Source organism: Serratia sp. BIGb0163 (genome assembly GCF_024809935.1).
In the GTDB taxonomy this organism is placed as follows: domain Bacteria; phylum Pseudomonadota; class Gammaproteobacteria; order Enterobacterales; family Enterobacteriaceae; genus Serratia; species Serratia quinivorans.
Map to the genome: position 1 here is coordinate 12917 of NZ_JANUDZ010000005.1, position 14975 is coordinate 27891.

General features: G+C 51.6%; 22 protein-coding genes. 18 read left to right on the forward strand and 4 right to left on the reverse strand.

Annotation, left to right across the window (positions count from 1 at the left end; translation table 11 throughout):
- Positions 1 to 164: 164 nt before the first annotated feature.
- Complete coding sequence (locus M2406_RS17260) at positions 165 to 569, reverse strand: hypothetical protein (protein WP_259190782.1); 405 nt, start codon at positions 567 to 569, stop codon at positions 165 to 167.
- A 1503-nt stretch (positions 570 to 2072) separates the two neighbouring features.
- Here M2406_RS17260 and M2406_RS17265 point away from each other — a divergent pair.
- The 17 genes from M2406_RS17265 to M2406_RS17345 all read left to right on the forward strand — a co-directional run bounded on the left by M2406_RS17265 (position 2073) and on the right by M2406_RS17345 (position 11724).
- Positions 2073 to 3041: a hypothetical protein gene (locus tag M2406_RS17265; protein ID WP_259190783.1), complete on the forward strand. Its 969-nt coding sequence runs from the start codon at positions 2073 to 2075 to the stop codon at positions 3039 to 3041.
- Between the two features lie 357 nt (positions 3042 to 3398).
- Entirely contained in the window at positions 3399 to 3695 is a 297-nt protein-coding gene (locus M2406_RS17270) for a complement resistance protein TraT (RefSeq protein ID WP_259190784.1), read from the forward strand.
- 260 nt (positions 3696 to 3955) lie between these two features.
- Positions 3956 to 4684, forward strand: a complete 729-nt coding sequence (locus M2406_RS17275) for a YafY family protein (protein WP_023336632.1) — start codon at positions 3956 to 3958, stop codon at positions 4682 to 4684.
- The gene (locus M2406_RS17280; protein ID WP_046897912.1) at positions 4681 to 4947 is read left to right on the forward strand and encodes a hypothetical protein; all 267 of its coding nucleotides are present in this window, start codon (positions 4681 to 4683) and stop codon (positions 4945 to 4947) included. The genes M2406_RS17275 and M2406_RS17280 overlap by 4 nt, the downstream gene beginning before the upstream one ends.
- Positions 4948 to 4959: 12 nt before the next feature.
- The gene (locus M2406_RS17285) at positions 4960 to 5271 is read left to right on the forward strand and encodes a hypothetical protein (protein ID WP_259190785.1); all 312 of its coding nucleotides are present in this window, start codon (positions 4960 to 4962) and stop codon (positions 5269 to 5271) included.
- Positions 5272 to 5317: 46 nt separating this feature from the next.
- Complete coding sequence (locus M2406_RS17290; protein WP_259190786.1) at positions 5318 to 5788, forward strand: hypothetical protein; 471 nt, start codon at positions 5318 to 5320, stop codon at positions 5786 to 5788.
- Positions 5789 to 5836: 48 nt separating this feature from the next.
- Positions 5837 to 6349 carry a DUF4234 domain-containing protein gene (locus M2406_RS17295; protein WP_259190787.1) on the forward strand — a complete coding sequence of 171 codons (513 nt, stop codon included), beginning with the start codon at positions 5837 to 5839 and terminating at the stop codon, positions 6347 to 6349.
- Between the two features lie 78 nt (positions 6350 to 6427).
- Positions 6428 to 6652 (forward strand): hypothetical protein, encoded by a 225-nt coding sequence (locus M2406_RS17300; RefSeq protein WP_259190788.1) that lies wholly within the window; start codon positions 6428 to 6430, stop codon positions 6650 to 6652.
- Between the two features lie 55 nt (positions 6653 to 6707).
- On the forward strand, positions 6708 to 6941 hold the full coding sequence (locus M2406_RS17305) for a DUF905 domain-containing protein (RefSeq protein ID WP_259190789.1): 234 nt from the start codon (positions 6708 to 6710) through the stop codon (positions 6939 to 6941).
- A 110-nt stretch (positions 6942 to 7051) separates the two neighbouring features.
- Complete coding sequence (locus M2406_RS17310; protein WP_259190790.1) at positions 7052 to 7870, forward strand: DUF932 domain-containing protein; 819 nt, start codon at positions 7052 to 7054, stop codon at positions 7868 to 7870.
- 270 nt (positions 7871 to 8140) lie between these two features.
- On the forward strand, positions 8141 to 8614 hold the full coding sequence (locus tag M2406_RS17315; RefSeq protein WP_259190791.1) for an antirestriction protein: 474 nt from the start codon (positions 8141 to 8143) through the stop codon (positions 8612 to 8614).
- Between the two features lie 40 nt (positions 8615 to 8654).
- Positions 8655 to 9134, forward strand: a complete 480-nt coding sequence (gene radC, locus M2406_RS17320) for a DNA repair protein RadC (protein ID WP_259191011.1) — start codon at positions 8655 to 8657, stop codon at positions 9132 to 9134.
- 13 nt (positions 9135 to 9147) lie between these two features.
- Positions 9148 to 9369 carry a DUF987 domain-containing protein gene (locus M2406_RS17325; protein ID WP_259190792.1) on the forward strand — a complete coding sequence of 74 codons (222 nt, stop codon included), beginning with the start codon at positions 9148 to 9150 and terminating at the stop codon, positions 9367 to 9369.
- A 20-nt stretch (positions 9370 to 9389) separates the two neighbouring features.
- Positions 9390 to 9749 (forward strand): type IV toxin-antitoxin system YeeU family antitoxin, encoded by a 360-nt coding sequence (locus M2406_RS17330; protein WP_259190793.1) that lies wholly within the window; start codon positions 9390 to 9392, stop codon positions 9747 to 9749.
- A gap of 39 nt (positions 9750 to 9788) precedes the next feature.
- The gene (locus M2406_RS17335; protein WP_259190794.1) at positions 9789 to 10181 is read left to right on the forward strand and encodes a toxin; all 393 of its coding nucleotides are present in this window, start codon (positions 9789 to 9791) and stop codon (positions 10179 to 10181) included.
- Complete coding sequence (locus M2406_RS17340) at positions 10178 to 10669, forward strand: DUF5983 family protein (RefSeq protein ID WP_259190795.1); 492 nt, start codon at positions 10178 to 10180, stop codon at positions 10667 to 10669. The genes M2406_RS17335 and M2406_RS17340 overlap by 4 nt, the downstream gene beginning before the upstream one ends.
- A 209-nt stretch (positions 10670 to 10878) precedes the next feature.
- A complete protein-coding gene (locus tag M2406_RS17345; protein ID WP_259191012.1) occupies positions 10879 to 11724 on the forward strand; it encodes a DUF4942 domain-containing protein in 846 nt (281 codons plus the stop codon).
- A 380-nt stretch (positions 11725 to 12104) separates the two neighbouring features.
- On the opposite strand, the gene M2406_RS17350 is transcribed toward M2406_RS17345, so the two are convergent.
- A complete protein-coding gene (locus M2406_RS17350; RefSeq protein ID WP_218217510.1) occupies positions 12105 to 12728 on the reverse strand; it encodes a PhzF family phenazine biosynthesis protein in 624 nt (207 codons plus the stop codon).
- 48 nt (positions 12729 to 12776) lie between these two features.
- Positions 12777 to 13469, reverse strand: a complete 693-nt coding sequence (locus M2406_RS17355; protein ID WP_218217547.1) for a B3/4 domain-containing protein — start codon at positions 13467 to 13469, stop codon at positions 12777 to 12779.
- Between the two features lie 43 nt (positions 13470 to 13512).
- Between M2406_RS17355 and M2406_RS17360 the strand changes: the two genes are divergently transcribed.
- Positions 13513 to 14109 (forward strand): helix-turn-helix domain-containing protein, encoded by a 597-nt coding sequence (locus M2406_RS17360; RefSeq protein ID WP_218217511.1) that lies wholly within the window; start codon positions 13513 to 13515, stop codon positions 14107 to 14109.
- A gap of 179 nt (positions 14110 to 14288) precedes the next feature.
- Here the strand turns inward: M2406_RS17360 and M2406_RS17365 are convergent, their stop codons facing one another.
- On the reverse strand, positions 14289 to 14891 hold the full coding sequence (locus tag M2406_RS17365; protein ID WP_259190796.1) for a site-specific integrase: 603 nt from the start codon (positions 14889 to 14891) through the stop codon (positions 14289 to 14291).
- Positions 14892 to 14975 lie beyond the last annotated feature (84 nt).

Here is a 14975-nt window from a genome sequence, read left to right on the forward strand (position 1 = left end):
CCCATTAGCCTGACCCGGATACATCAGCTGGCATGTTAGCTGGCAACGTGAGCCAAAGGGGCACGCGAGTTATCCCGTATTAATCGGTATGATGCCGCGTGCCTCTGAAAGCGAAGAGTTATCACCAGTGACTGACAGAATGAAACCTTGCGCCATTGGTTATTTCACTCTGACGCATCTTCTGGCTCCCGGTACAAACTCCCCTGCCCGGAGGCTGCGCGCGCCCACAGCTCCTCGTCGCTGAGCGTGGTCTCGATCAGTTCAACCGGCACACCGCAGTCATCAATAACGGCCACCCTGTAATCATCGATAGGTTCATAAGGCCCCAGGATCACTTTCTCACCCGCTATCGCCTCAGCCAGACTACTGACCTTAAAGGCCACATGCGGAACGGTTTTCAACAATGGATGCAACGGTGAGTCATCAGTAAATCGATGCCACTGCACCCGAAACTTTCCTGGGTTATCGGTGGTATACATCCCGGCTGTGGCACTGAACTTGCCTGCGGTATCGCCATCCTGCAGCGGGATACCAAAATGATGAAACTCGTACTGTACGTCTGCTTTCATGGATAACACCTGCTTCCGTTTGGTTAAACTCCCGATACAGTACCCGACCTGACGATAACAATGCAGAAACGGATATTAACTTTCTTTTCAGCCAACGGGCAGTCTCTCTCCCCATATAAAACGCGCTGTAATGCACCAAGAGCAACGCAATCAATTCACTCGTAGCTTTCCATCAATATTAACTCAAACGTGGTTATACGGGCTTACAGAAAGGTTCAGAGATATGCAACACTACCATATTCACCCCCTGTTAAAATAACATCGTCTTAATCCGTTAATCATTCTTCGTATACTGACTCTGGGTAAACACGTTCAATTCCACGTACTGCATTCCTGCTGACGGTATATCCCTGGATTATTACCCCGGTCACCCGCTACGTCGCTTACCATTACCTCGCAGCCATTCTTCATACCCTTTAGCTCACGTTCTCATTGACGTGAGTAAAGCCCAGGTAAAGATACTCATGAATGGTTTTAGACCATTCAGTTGTTATTGGTTAACGAATTACCTGCAATGGTCAGTTATCGTTATAACAAACCTTAAGGGGCAGCGCCATGCTAATATGCTCACGACGCATTGCGATCGTGCTTACCCCTCCACTCAACGTTAGCTTACTCTCAGCCTGATACTTATTACGCTCTCAGCACTGTCGTCAGTCGTGTAACGTTTACTGATGGCTTTACGGCCATGACTTAATGCTCTGCAATCTTAACTCACCAATACCTCTACCCAATAGTTACCCTGTCTCTAATAACTATCCCCCACGGTAGCAATCAAGTCACCATAAGTTATTTGTCTTATTCATTTCTGTAGCCATAACTCTCTTACCGGCAACAATCACTACTGTGGTAAACAGTAGTCTTACTGATAACAACCTACTCTTTAGCAATCACCACTCATTATACTTTCAGTAATCACCCCTCTTTATTATATTAATACCAATCCAACACATTCAGCATAATGCAAACACCCCAATCAACAGTACCAGACAGTCGTTACATGCAATAAGAACCACAAACACTCACTCTGGAATTATCTTTTTTAATAACCAGAAGAAAAGACACCTCATCATCTCAAATAACCACAACCAGATTAACCTCTGAATCATCACTACCCACAGAAGCCCTCCCATCTGCTTCTTAGCAACGAAATGAAAATATTCACAGGTGACCATACCTGCGTCAGAAAATGCATCCTGAGGCGAACCAGGCACAATGATGAGGTGAAAAATGAGGGCGTACAGAAGAACGAAAAGAGGTCAAAGTGGTGCTTTACAAGCCAGGATGAAGTCACCAAGACCGTAAATAGAACGAACAACAAAGATAAAACAGTAAAAACAACTACTGGATAACCATGATAATACGACATAAAAAACCACATCAAACCATCACCTAACTTCACGATGACTACCAGATGTGTTTTTTAGTGACGATAAAACCACCATCATGCTACTGTATAACCACAAACACCACGACATCGTAGTTTATATTTAGGATGAATATATGGTTATTTACGATCGCAACCACAAACAAACACCGATAAAGACCCGCGACATCCGAATCTGCAGTTTTTATCTTGACTGGTTAGGCATAAATAAAAACATCAGAACAGAAGGCGTTAATCGCCAGGATGCAGGCAGCTGCCATCAGGCAGTTAATCATCTCCTCAATCAGTACTATCCTGATAAAGAACAGCAAGACAGACTCCTGGAAGACATGCATACCGCCTGCGACGAGAATATCTTACCGGCTAACCGTTTTGACTGGCTTGAATGCGACGAACGGGCCGCATTCTGGATGTGGGGTTATCTCTGTGAAGCGAGTGACTATCAGCTTGGCATTTCTCGATCAAGAGATGCTCGTTACGATCAGAACTGGTATCAGTTCCTTCAGCTAAATAAATCTCCGACAAGTCATCAGGAAAGAATGCAACTTATCTTCACTTTCTTTGACTGGATAATTATTCCTGCCCCGCCGGTTAATCGCCTGAAGAATCAGGTTATGGACAGGCTCAAAGACCAGTGGAAAAATATTTACAGCAAACCACTGCCGTTAAAATGGTTGCCTGATGAGGAAGAGGCGGTGCTGTGGGCATGGAACAGCCTTAAATCGCTACAGGAAGAAAAGAGCACACCCACTAGTGGGTTCTCCTTCAACCTGTCATCACCGGGATTGAGCACCTGGTTTACGCCACTGAGTCATTCTGAACGCTGCCTTGCCCTGCGTGGTGCAATTGATTTATGGGACGATGCACCGGATACCAAACGGTTATTTCTGCTGAACCTGAATAAAGCCTGGAACCAGCAAAAACTGCGTCAGTCACGTACCGATAAAAAAGCCCTTAACACCTATCTGAAAAATGAAACCAAAATGCGCCTGGATTTACTGGCAGCCCATCACGATATCCGAATCAGCGATATGTTGGAAAAACTGATTAACAGCCACTACCTGAAAACCTTTTCCGGGGAATAATACCGTTGTGATGAGGCCGGGGAATGAATCCGGCATCAAAAACGCAACCAGACCTGCATTCAAAAAAATCTCAGACCTATATTACCTCCATGAGAACAGCAGCCACTATCGCTGCCGTTTTGTTATTTTACTCATGGAGGTTAATGTGTCTGATAAGAACAAACGGGGTTCTGGTGCCCTGCCGCTACCCTTGTGCCCTCTCCCCGGTGAACTGCCCTGCAACATACCCGCGTGCATGCTTCCCCTGTTCCGGCGCTGCCATCGCCACATTCCCTGTTCCGGTATCAGGGCCGTTTTTATACACGGCCCGCCTGTTTATTCAGGCGGCTTTTATTGCCAGTAATAAGGGAAAAAGAAATGCATTGTCCGAATTGCGGTTCGCAAAACATACGACTGCGCCATGTGGGTAAAAAGACGGGTGGGGTCGTTGGCGCAACAGCCGGAGGCCTTGCCGGGCTTGAAGGAGCCTCCGCCGGTGCGCTGATAGGTTCAGTCATTCCGGTTGTCGGTACGATAGCCGGAGGCCTCATTGGTTTTCTGTCCGGCGCCTGTGCTGGTGCGGTGGCAGGCTCTCTGGCCGGAGAACAACTGGACGGTACCGTCTTTGATGAATACGGCTGCACGCAGTGTGAGCATATCTTCAGTGCACCGTAACGTTAATAAGGGTCAGCCCATCCTGCACAAAGCCTGAGCCGCTGACCGTACTCGCTACGGCACGACTGATGACAGGGCGTGTCAGCATGCTGTCGTAATTTCAGCACCTGGCACTAACCCTTTGTTAATTCTTCTGTTTACTGAAAGATGAATTTTACTTTTTCTTTTCCGCCATTACGGGGGACGGACATAACGTGTCCCTCCCCTCCCGCATAATAACCGCATGAAATATCAACCTATTTATCGCACACGGAGCGTCCATGCAACGACCCGATGAAGAGGCCCGCTACGACCGGCTGGCCGTCAGATTGTCGGTCATTATCAGCCGGTTAATGGCCGGAGAAACGCTGACCCTTCAGACACTGTCCGGTGAGTTTGGTGTATCGATACGCACCCTGCGTCGTGACTTACATCAACGGCTGGTCCACCTCGACATTATCGGGGAGAACGGCACGTATCGGCTCAGTGAGAGCGCCACGCGTGATCACTCTCCGGGGGCCGTTTCCTTTGCCCGCAGTACCGGTATCGCACGCATTATCCCGTCGCAGAACCGGCAACTGATGCACCTGCTGATGAATGAAACGGGCACCTCACCCTGCTTTATCTGGCACGACTTACCGTCAGCATGGACACAGGCTGACAGTTTTCATCGTCTGGCCGAAGCCATTTGCCACCACCGGGTGGTCAGCCTGCTGGTCGGCGGTGTCCGTCACGATGAGCAGGAGCCTTACCGCCTGATTTACCGGCATCAGCACTGGTATCTGGTCGTCTGCTGTCGGGGGAGCCTCCGGGTGTTCCGGCTGGAAGACATTATCTCTGCTTCACTCTCAGAGCAAACCTTCCGTCGCCGGAGCGAAATCAGTTCGCTCATTACTGAAGAGGGATTTATCAGCGCACTACCCCACTTTCGCTTTATCAGTGATGTCATTCACACCTTCAGGGAACAACACCCTGAACATCCATCCAGACCCAAAGGAGTCAAATCGTGAAACCTGTCGCAGGCCCTCTGCTGCTCTTCACCCTGCTGTTGTCTGCCGCAACCCTGAGCGGCTGTGGCGACAAAAATGAACGCGAGTTTATCCAGGGATGCAAATCCGGCGGTGGTACTACCGCCGTCTGCGGATGTATCTGGGATGACCTCAAAACGAAATACACGCACGGGGAGCTGGAGAAAATGAACCAGCAGTACGGTTATGTCCCCCCGCGCTTCATGGACAACATGCTGAGTGCCGCTCAGCAGTGCAGAAAATAAGGGAATCTGAACATGGCGCTTGTCATTAAATACTTCGCGATTGCCTTCGCCATCGCGCTTGTGGTCGTGCTGTTTAACGTGTTCGGGAGTACCGGCGAGATACGCAGTTTTGGTCAGGGAATGGGGTACCTGTTCTGGATGACCCTGGGGCCCGGTGCCGGTATGACTGCAGGCGCGGCGTTGCGTCTGTGGCTGACGCCGGACGCGGTATACACCCGCGAAGGGATGACCGGGCTGCTCAAGGCCCGCCTATTCTGGCTTGTGGGTCCCCAGTGCATCGGCTGGCTGGCAGGGCTTATCGCCGTGGGTAAACAACTCATGTAACACGGCTGACCCTCAACAACATTTTTGACTCAGAAGGAAAAACACCATGCGATTCATGCACGCCATCCTGTCAGCAGGATTACTGACCTTTGCCATCACGGCACAGGCAGTTCCCAATATGTGGAGCAGTGGCTTCGGTATGGGCGTCACCGAGTACATCATCACCAGCCCGGAAAACGTCATGCTGAATCTCAACTGCACCGGCAACCCTGACGACCAGAACATCCTGCAGCATCACGTCATGCTCACCCTGCCTGACGGCAGCGGTGCCGATTCGCAGGATGAGAAAACCGCCATCACCGTCGTCACCGATGACCAGCCGTTCCCGCTGCCGTCCTCTCTGGGCTGGCGTAACGGCGACAACGCCTGGCTGTCGTTCATTGATGCCATCAGAAAGGCAACGTCGTTTGAGATTTACGTCAACGACAAAAAGGTGGGGCATTTTTCCCCTTCTGCCGGAAACGTTCACAAGGTTCTGGCTGATATGCCCGAATGCACGACACTCACCGCCGGGTAACCCCGCTCATCCCCTGTTTACAGCAAAATCAATCAAGGACAATACGATATGACCGACATCTCGACACTCAGCCAGCGACTGGCAACCCCAACGCTCACTTTTGCGCTGCTCACCATCGCCACCTGCGGCATCTGGCCGTTACTGTGGCTGTATAAAAAGCAGGACATTATCAGCGACACCACCGGGTATCCGGTTTGCGGCAACCTGTTTATCATCTGGCTGGCCGTCTGTTTTGGTCTCAGTCGACAGTTTGGCGTGATGGCCTCACCGGACCTCGCCGGCTACGACACGGGCAGCGACACGCTGCTGGTACTGAGCGCCATTCTGTCGTTCGCCACCGGCGTGATGTATATCGTCTGGGCTTTTAAGGCCAGAGCCGCACTGCGCCACTATGCGCTGAACACCTTCCGCTTCGACCTCAGAATGAATGCGTTCTACACCGTACTGTTCAACGTCTTCTACATTACGTACTGCATCAATGACATGTCGCAGGCACTGGCAAAACACCGGATTATTCATGGTCAGGTCCCCGTGCCGCCGGAGTCTCCGTCACCGCAGTAACTCAGCTCTCCTCCATTTACCCGGCAGGGGCATCCGTGAATGCCCCATCCGTCCGGGTCCCCCCTGAGATTTAACTCAATGACATTACTCAACATACTGGTCTCTGCACTGGGCCAGATACTGACATGGTGCGCCAGCAGCCGGGCACAGCAGTTTGTGGAAGACCACTTTCGCGAAGAAGGTTACGACGAAGACAGCATTTATATTGCCAGACAGACGGCAGCCCTGCTGGCAGGTGCCTTAATCGCAGCGCTGATGGAGCAGATACTGCAGCTTATCACCACACCAGGAGCCTCCCGTTGATGCCCTGCTCACTGAGCGGGGCATTTTGTTTTATGTCATTCATCAGGAGATGACGATGAACAACACCGACGATACCCCACTACCGTCCGGCCCGTTTACCCGCAGGCAGGCTGATGCCGCAGTCGCGGCGTACCAGAACGTCGCTATTGAAGACGACCAGGGGACCCATTTTCGTCTGGCCATTCGCGACCACGAGGGACAATTACTCTGGCGGGCGTGGAATTTTGAAGCCGGTGCCGGAGAATGGCTTAACCGCTATCTGCTCAGCCACGGTATCCCCGGGGACTGACTCACCACGGGCCCCGCCCGAATACCCGCCACACCAACAGGCCATGTTCCCTCCGGGGCGCATGGCCTTTTTGTTTATGCCGTTAAATCAACCAATAAAGGAAATTAACCATGCGATTAGCCAGCCGTTTTGGTCGGGTGAACCAGATCCGCCGCGACAGACCGTTAACCCGTGAAGAACTGATGCAGGTCGTTCCCAGCGTCTTCAGTGAAGATCGCCACGAATCCAGAAGCGAAAAATACGCTTACATCCCCACCATTACCCTGCTCGACAATCTTCAGCGTGAAGGCTTTGAACCCTTTTTCGCCTGCCAGTCACGCGTTCGTGACCAGAGCCGGCGAGAGCACACCAAACATCTGTTACGTCTGCGTCGGGCCGGGCAGATCAATGGCCAGCAGGTACCGGAGATCATTTTGCTCAACTCGCATGATGGCTCCAGCTCATACCAGATGCTGCCCGGGCTGTTCAGAGCCATCTGCACCAACGGGCTCGTCTGCGGACAGTCGTTCGGTGAAATTCGCGTGCCGCATCGGGGCGATGTGGCCGGGAAAGTGATTGAGGGGGCGTATGAAGTGCTCGGCGTCTTTGATCGGGTGGAAGAGAAACGCGATGCCATGCAGTCGTTACACCTGCCGCCACCTGCACAACACGCCCTGGCTAACGCCGCACTGACGTACCGCTTTGGCGAAGAGCACCAGCCGGTGACCGCTGCCCAGATACTGACGCCGCGACGGTATGAGGACCGTCAGGACGACCTGTGGACCATTTATAACCGCATTCAGGAATCGTTGCTGAAAGGCGGCCTGCCGGGGCGCACCGCACAGGGTAAACGTACCCGCACCCGCGCGATTAACGGTATAGATGGCGACGTTAAGTTAAACAGGGCGCTCTGGGTGATGGCCGAAGAGCTGCAGCAGGCTCTGAGCTGATGCAGCATGTGCCGGATGATGCCCGTCAGGCTGACGTTTATCCGCTTTCCCTGAATGAGGTTCCGGGTTGCCGCTCCCTCTCTGATGATGACCTGTGCGCCTGGTGCACACATCTTCTCTACCGACCCGGAGAACTCAGCCTCTGTCAGTTAAGCCTGGCTGACAGTATATGGCCCGCCTGTTGTGATGAGAACGGCTATGCGCAGTCCTGCCCGTCACTCCAGTTGAGCCTACATCTCCGTCCCGATAAATAAACAAGGAAAAACCAACATGACCGACATTATTAGCCTTAACGATAATATCCCGTTACTGCCACAGTCTGCTGCTAACAATGGCACATCGGCACTGACCGCTACCCTTGTCCCTGACGCTGACCGTCAGTCATTCTGGCTACAGCATTTTGGCGACATCCCGCAATGGCTCCGAATCGAGTCACCGATATTCGCCTGGCTCGACCTCTTGTGTGAACACTACTGCGGAGATTATTGGGAATTTTACGCCCTCAGTAACGGGGGCGCTTTTATTATTCCGTCCACCGAAGGTGAGTACGTACTCTTTAACGCACTGAACGGGAATGGTGCCACCGTCGGTCATGAGGCCGCCGGCATCATCGCCTGCCTGATGACCTACAGCCATCATGCCTGCAGTACAAAATGTGACGCGATGACGGAACACTACTACCGACTGCGGGATTACGCCCTTATTCACCCTGAGTCTAACGCCATTATGCGCATGATCGACTAACCCTTCACACAACCTACCTACGGAAACACCCATCATCATGATGAATATAACCCTATCCCCGTCAGTGACGGAACTGCCATTACCCACACAACGTACCATTCAGCGCGCGCTGGCGTTGCTGGAGAACCATCTGCGTAAACCGGGCGAGTCATTCACCTCACTCGATGCGGTTCGCCACTGGTTACGCCTGCAGATGGCCGGACTGGAGCGCGAAGTGTTTATGGCGATTTACCTGGATAACCAGCACCGGTTACTGGCCCATGAAACCCTGTTCACCGGCACTATCAACCATACCGAAATTCATCCCCGGGAAGTGTTGAAGGCGGCGCTCAGACATAACAGCGCCGCCATCATCGTGGCGCACTGCCACCCTTCCGGTCATGCAGAACCCAGTCACGCCGACCGACAGATAACAGAGCGTCTTAAAAAGGTGCTGGGCATGGTCGATATCCGCCTGCTGGACCATCTGGTGGTGGGTGGAATGGATATCGTCTCGTTTGCTGATAGAGGCTGGTTATAGAGGGAAAACAAAGATGAAAATTATCAGTAAACGCCAGGCAATGGCGATTTACCGCCAGTATCCGCAGTCCCGCCTGTTTCGCTTCTGCACCGGAAAATATCAGTGGTCCGGCAGCGTCTGCCACTACTACGGTCGAAAAGTCCAGAATATCAAAGGTGTACTGGCCGTGTTCGCTGAACGCAGTCAGGACCGCAACGGCCCGTATGTGATCCTGCGCAGCGTTACCCTAAATTAACTTACGTTTAAGGACATTAAATGCAGAAAAAAACCCACACTACACACCACGATCTCTCTGAGCCATGGTGGGGCCTGCGGCGCGATATCACACCGTGTTTTGGCGCTCGCCTGGTGCAAGAAGGCAACCGGCTGCATTACCTGGCCGATCGCGCCAGCATCACCGGCATATTCAGTGACGCAGATTTACGCCATATCGATCAGGTGTTTCCTCTCTTGCTTAAGCAGCTTGAACTGAAACTGATCAGCGGTGAACTGACCCCACGCCGCCAGCATTGTGTCACGCTCCACGCGAAGGGGCTGACCTGTGAAGCGGACAGTCTCGGCTCCTGTGGTTATGTCTATATCGCGATTTACCCGACATCTGCACCTACCGCATAAACCCCACAACACTTAACCAACGCTCAAAGAGAACCAGTAATGAGAATTTTACCTGTATCCGCAAAACGGGCGGCTGAGATTTGCCCGTCACCTGGTGTGTCACCAGTGGCTGTGTGGCTGACCCTACTGACGTACCTGTTGGACCAGCACTACGGTCTAACGCTGAACGACACGCCGTTTGGCAATAACGGCGTGATCCAGGAACACATTGACGCCAGTATTTCACTGTGTGACGCGGTGAATTTTATCGTGGAGAAATATGACCTGGTGCGTACTGACCGTCGTGGCTTCAGCGCAGAAACACAATCGCCACTTATCAGCAGTATCGATATACTTCGCGCCCGTCATGCCACCGGGCTGATGAAACGTAGCGGTTACAGAGCCATCACCGATATCACCACCGGGCAATATTCACTGGAGTCCGGGCAATGAAAGTTAGCCTGAACATTGAAGCTGACGCCATCAACGTACTGGCCCTCAACATGGGCCGGATCGCCATAGATATCGACGGTATTGAACTGGCCGAACTGATTGATGTGGTGAACCAGAACGGTTATTCGCTTCATGTTGCTGACGAGCCTGGAAAACTGGCCGTTGAAGATCCGCTCCCGCCCGTCACCCGCCTTAACGGTATCCAGTGTAGTACCGCCCATATCTCCGAAGCTGACAACAACCTACTATTCGCTCTTTCGCATCAGCATAAAGACTTTGGTGACAGCGAGTGGATAAGCTATACCGGCTCAGGATATTTGATATATCTGGATGCGTGGCAGTACCCGGTGCTTCAGCTTAAGAAACGGGGCCTGTCGAAAACCTGCCGCCGCCTGCTCGTGGCGCTGATACGTCGTTACACTATCAGAGTCATCCATCTTGATGCCTGTGGTGAAGTACTGCCAGGCTTCGCCACCTTTGACTGGTAACTCATACCTCCAATCTTCACAAGTATTCGCATACCTGAATTCACCACGGAAACGGCCCTCAATATTCTGATTGACTGGCTGCTGGACGTTCGCGATCTGCAGCTTCTGCAACACCCCAGAACAAATTAGCCACCGAACCCCACTCATCACACACGCATAAGCGCCAGTCCTCACCGGCTGGCGCGTTGCTTTATATAAGGAAAGAAATGATGTCAGAACTTACCCTCACAGAACCCGAAGTTTTAACCGGCCACACCGATGTGATTTGCTCGACCAGTATTGAACGTATCGTCACAGGACGTAACGCCGCACTGACGCAGATTGAAGCGCTGATCCGCCAGCTTGACGATATTTCGACACTGACCCGCAGTATCGGCGGCAAAACCGCCCTGGACTGGGCCATGAAGCAGGACTTCCGCTGCGGCTGCTGGCTGATGGAGAAAACAGAAACGGCGATGAAAGCCATTACCCGCAATCTCGATCGCGGTATATGGCGAGACCTGATGAAAAAGTCCGGCATGTTGTCGCTCATGGACGCTCAGGCGCGTGACCAGTGGTACAACAGCCTGGAAAAGGATGACATTCCTGCCGTTAGCGAAGCCAATATTCTCAGTACGTTTGAGCAGTTACATCAGAGTAAAGGTGACGTATTTGAACGTGGGGTGATTAACGTTTTTAAGCGTTTAAGCTGGGATTACAAATCGAACTCCCCCTGTAAATTTGGCAAGAAGATCATTGTAGAGGGGCTGGTCAGCTACACCCGCTGGGGTTTCAGCTTCAACTGGGGTTGGCGGCGTGATCAACTTGTCGATCTCGAACGTATGCTAATGCTGCTGGACGGTAAGCCCATCCCCGACAATCGCGAGGATATTGCCCGACGCCTTAGCGATCACATCAGCCAACAGAAAACATCGGACAGTTACGAAGATACTTTGTTTAAAATTAAATACTTCCAAAAGGGATCGGCACACATTACGTTCAGGCGTCCGGAACTGGTTGATAAGCTTAATGACATTATTGCGAAACACTATCCGGGGGCGTTGGCTGCCAGATAGCCACCCTTTATGATAAATATGGGATGATGCTACAGATACCCACTAACCCGTTAATATATGAAGAAATTATAGTCATCTTATTGGACTCGCACCGATAAGGGGCCTCAATAGGGGCCATTATATTTTTGAAACTGATAAAAACCAATTATATCAATGATAAAAAGGCATAGTCAGAATCCAGTCAGAGGAGCCATATTAGAGAAGCCCGCTCAGGGAAACCTGAGCGGGCTTTTTGCTTTTGTTTTGGTGGATGGCGGCTATGAGCGAAGAGCGGACGTTGTGGCCTGTAATCATAAATGGTAAACAAAGTTAAGGCGTGAAAAAAGGAACGGAGCGCCTCAGCGCTCTCCTGTTACTCATTAACTAATTGAACTCCATTCCTAACTTGCCGAGTCAGACTTCATAAACCAGTCAGGTACGCAAATCTCCGCCTTCATGAACGTCACTGCCTTACCTTCAATGATGACTCTGTTTTCTTTTAACTCACACATTAGATGTCCACCTCGCAGGGACGCCTGCCATGCAGACAAGTTTTGTTTCCCCAGCCTTTCAGCCTCGCCGTTCAGAACCACAAAAATATTTTCGAAATTTCTGAACCAGTGCTGTGCCTTACCGCTGAAAACAGGCTGGATTATCTCCGGAAGCCGTGTCATTTCTTCCGGGGGAATGCAGGGTAGATCGAGTAGGTAGCCGTCCTCTTTTACCTCAACATTCAGTTGCCCGACGCGAGCTGAAAATGAGAGCGGACCCGTTATTTCATATTCCGTAACCAGTACGTGTGCGGTTGCAAGCGTGGCATGCCCGCAGAAATCGACTTCTACAGTTGGTGTAAACCACCGCAGATCCCATCCTTCACCGTTGCGTTTTACGAAAGCCGTCTCAGCCAGGTTATTTTCGGCAGCAATCGACTGCATCAGGTTGTCCGGTAACCATTTATCAAGCACCAAAACGGCGGCGGGATTTCCGCCAAAGACGCGGTCAGAAAAGGCGTCAACCTGGTACATCTTAAGATACTCTCTCGTTGTGTTTTATCCGAGTCAGTTTTGACGATTTCAAAGCTGCTCGCTGATGAGAACAGTATGACAGCGCGCACCCGGCATCATTTTTTCCAGACCGTCTGTCAGCATTTTCCCGGCAGAATGCAGTTCTTCCAGCGGCATTTGAGACAGGCTCTCAAGGATAAACCACATTCTGCTATCTGCCACGCTCAGCCGGGTCCGGATGCCCTGTCGCCAGTTCCAACGGCGGCAGGTTACGCCGGTATCATCGCGCCAGATAACTTCACCCACCTCCGGTGACTCGCTTCCAGGCTGGCCGTCCTTCATCGTGTCAAAGATTTCGGTACCGTCAGCCAGAATCAGTCGTGGCCTTCCTGTGTAAGCCGCAAAGTTTTCTCCGCCAACCGGAACGGCATATCGGATGCTAACGGCGTTATACAGATCGACCACCGGATCGAGAGAGGCCATTGTGCCATCTTTAAGAACCCGCTTGCGCAAAGCTTCCGCTGAACAGGGTGTTCGTTTAGGTTTTGCCCCAAAGGCGCGAAATAGCTCCGCCCATGCGTTCAGATGGGCCTCTGCCCAGGCAGGATGTCCTGCCAGAACTGCCTCGCAGGCTTCCCGCAGCGCGACTTCTCCAACCCGTTCATCAGCCACGGTTGTCGCTTCCACGCTGATACTAAGTGCACGAAATCCTGGTGCGATGCGGTAAATTTCGGGGCTGATTGACGGTGACACGGTTGGCATACGATAATCCTGTAATGACTGATTTATTACATGATAATGACCGATGACCAAAAAAGTCAACATAACGACCGATGCCAGTGCAGCCAGGGTAAACGAGGCCGTTTCCGCGCACGTAAAGCTTTACCGCAGCCAGAAAAAAATGTCGCTTGATGAGCTTTCCCGCCGTTCAGGCGTTAGTAAGGGAATGCTGGTAGAGATAGAAGGATGCAGGGCCAATCCCAGCATTGCACTACTCTGCCGACTTGCGTCTGCTATGAACGTATCGGTGGCCGATTTTGTTAATGTCGCCGGTAAGCCCGCCGTCCATCTCATCGACTCTGGTGAAATCCCGGTGCTCTGGAAAGGAGAAAAGGGCGGCAGCGCGCGTCTTCTGGCCGGCACCAGCGGGCCGGACATGGTCGAACTGTGGGAGTGGATGCTTTACCCAGGAGAAACCTTTGAATCTCCCGGTCACCCCGAGGGCACCAGCGAACTGCTCCATGTTGCAAAAGGGACTCTGACACTCGTCGTAAGCGACACGACTTACATAATTGACCAGGGAAGTGCAGCCGTTGCGAGAACTGACGCACCGCATGCCTATATGAACAACGACGCTGGCGTGACCGTGTTTATCATGACGGTGAATGAGAAAGGCCGCTGAGAATTCAGCAGGTTGTCTGAGTAACTGGTACCGGATTAGAAAATCATTATCGGAAATGGGACTTGTAAAGCGGTCATATCCAACCCGATGAGTAATAGTCCGCCAGATGTAGTTGCCGCCTGGGGCTTTCATTCAGCGTCCGCTTTTGGCACAGGGCTGCTGTTGCAGCCCTGACAACCTTAGACTTCAATCGATTCAGAGATCTCTAACGCATCATCGACTTCAATGCCCAGATAACGGACTGTGCTTTCCAGTTTCTTATGGCCCAACAGAAGTTGGATCTCCCGGAGATTCTTGGTTTTCTTGTATATCAGGTAAGGTTTTGTTCTTCCCATGGAATGAGTGCTGTAAAGCGAAGCTTCGAGACCAAGCTTTTCTACCCACCCATGAAAAATTCGGTTGTATTGCCGGGTTGATATATGTTGGCAAGAACCGACCCGGGATTTGAATAAGTAGTCTTTACTGTGCAGATTGCCAAGCTTTATCAATGCGGAAACAGCTTCTCTTGTCCCTTTAGTTAACTCAAATTGCACTGGGCTACCGGTCTTCTGTTGCAACACCGTCGCTCTGCTTGAAACAGAACTGCCATATGCAACATCTGATACTTTGAGTTTAACTAGATCACAGCCACGTAGCTTACTGTCCAAAGCCATGTTGAACAGGGCCAGATCGCGCGTTTTCCCTTCCAGTTCAAGTCTGATTCGGATCCCCCAGATATGAGATATCTGAAGCGGTCTTTTTTGGCCGATGATACGGTCTTTGTTCCACGGTGACGTGTTCATACTCAAATCTCCTGCAGTGTGGGAGATTTGAGTATGGTTGTCCCTCAAAAGCGAAAAGCGGACGTAGTGTCGCAGGAGGTAATC

What these genes read in the sequence shown, in the direction of transcription:
- M2406_RS17260 (WP_259190782.1), bottom strand. Translation starts at nt 569, where the DNA reads ATGAAAGCAGACGTACAGTACGAGTTTCATCATTTTGGTATCCCGCTG.
- M2406_RS17325 (WP_259190792.1), top strand. Translation starts at nt 9,148, where the DNA reads ATGAAAATTATCAGTAAACGCCAGGCAATGGCGATTTACCGCCAGTAT.
- M2406_RS17315 (WP_259190791.1), top strand. Translation starts at nt 8,141, where the DNA reads ATGACCGACATTATTAGCCTTAACGATAATATCCCGTTACTGCCACAG.
- M2406_RS17305 (WP_259190789.1), top strand. Translation starts at nt 6,708, where the DNA reads ATGAACAACACCGACGATACCCCACTACCGTCCGGCCCGTTTACCCGC.
- M2406_RS17350 (WP_218217510.1), bottom strand. Translation starts at nt 12,728, where the DNA reads ATGTACCAGGTTGACGCCTTTTCTGACCGCGTCTTTGGCGGAAATCCC.
- M2406_RS17330 (WP_259190793.1), top strand. Translation starts at nt 9,390, where the DNA reads ATGCAGAAAAAAACCCACACTACACACCACGATCTCTCTGAGCCATGG.
- M2406_RS17340 (WP_259190795.1), top strand. Translation starts at nt 10,178, where the DNA reads ATGAAAGTTAGCCTGAACATTGAAGCTGACGCCATCAACGTACTGGCC.
- M2406_RS17285 (WP_259190785.1), top strand. Translation starts at nt 4,960, where the DNA reads ATGGCGCTTGTCATTAAATACTTCGCGATTGCCTTCGCCATCGCGCTT.
- M2406_RS17270 (WP_259190784.1), top strand. Translation starts at nt 3,399, where the DNA reads ATGCATTGTCCGAATTGCGGTTCGCAAAACATACGACTGCGCCATGTG.
- M2406_RS17365 (WP_259190796.1), bottom strand. Translation starts at nt 14,891, where the DNA reads ATGAACACGTCACCGTGGAACAAAGACCGTATCATCGGCCAAAAAAGA.
- M2406_RS17310 (WP_259190790.1), top strand. Translation starts at nt 7,052, where the DNA reads ATGCGATTAGCCAGCCGTTTTGGTCGGGTGAACCAGATCCGCCGCGAC.
- M2406_RS17295 (WP_259190787.1), top strand. Translation starts at nt 5,837, where the DNA reads ATGACCGACATCTCGACACTCAGCCAGCGACTGGCAACCCCAACGCTC.
- M2406_RS17360 (WP_218217511.1), top strand. Translation starts at nt 13,513, where the DNA reads ATGACCAAAAAAGTCAACATAACGACCGATGCCAGTGCAGCCAGGGTA.
- M2406_RS17265 (WP_259190783.1), top strand. Translation starts at nt 2,073, where the DNA reads ATGGTTATTTACGATCGCAACCACAAACAAACACCGATAAAGACCCGC.
- M2406_RS17355 (WP_218217547.1), bottom strand. Translation starts at nt 13,469, where the DNA reads ATGCCAACCGTGTCACCGTCAATCAGCCCCGAAATTTACCGCATCGCA.
- M2406_RS17290 (WP_259190786.1), top strand. Translation starts at nt 5,318, where the DNA reads ATGCGATTCATGCACGCCATCCTGTCAGCAGGATTACTGACCTTTGCC.
- M2406_RS17335 (WP_259190794.1), top strand. Translation starts at nt 9,789, where the DNA reads ATGAGAATTTTACCTGTATCCGCAAAACGGGCGGCTGAGATTTGCCCG.
- M2406_RS17345 (WP_259191012.1), top strand. Translation starts at nt 10,879, where the DNA reads ATGTCAGAACTTACCCTCACAGAACCCGAAGTTTTAACCGGCCACACC.
- M2406_RS17300 (WP_259190788.1), top strand. Translation starts at nt 6,428, where the DNA reads ATGACATTACTCAACATACTGGTCTCTGCACTGGGCCAGATACTGACA.
- radC (WP_259191011.1), top strand. Translation starts at nt 8,655, where the DNA reads ATGAATATAACCCTATCCCCGTCAGTGACGGAACTGCCATTACCCACA.
- M2406_RS17275 (WP_023336632.1), top strand. Translation starts at nt 3,956, where the DNA reads ATGCAACGACCCGATGAAGAGGCCCGCTACGACCGGCTGGCCGTCAGA.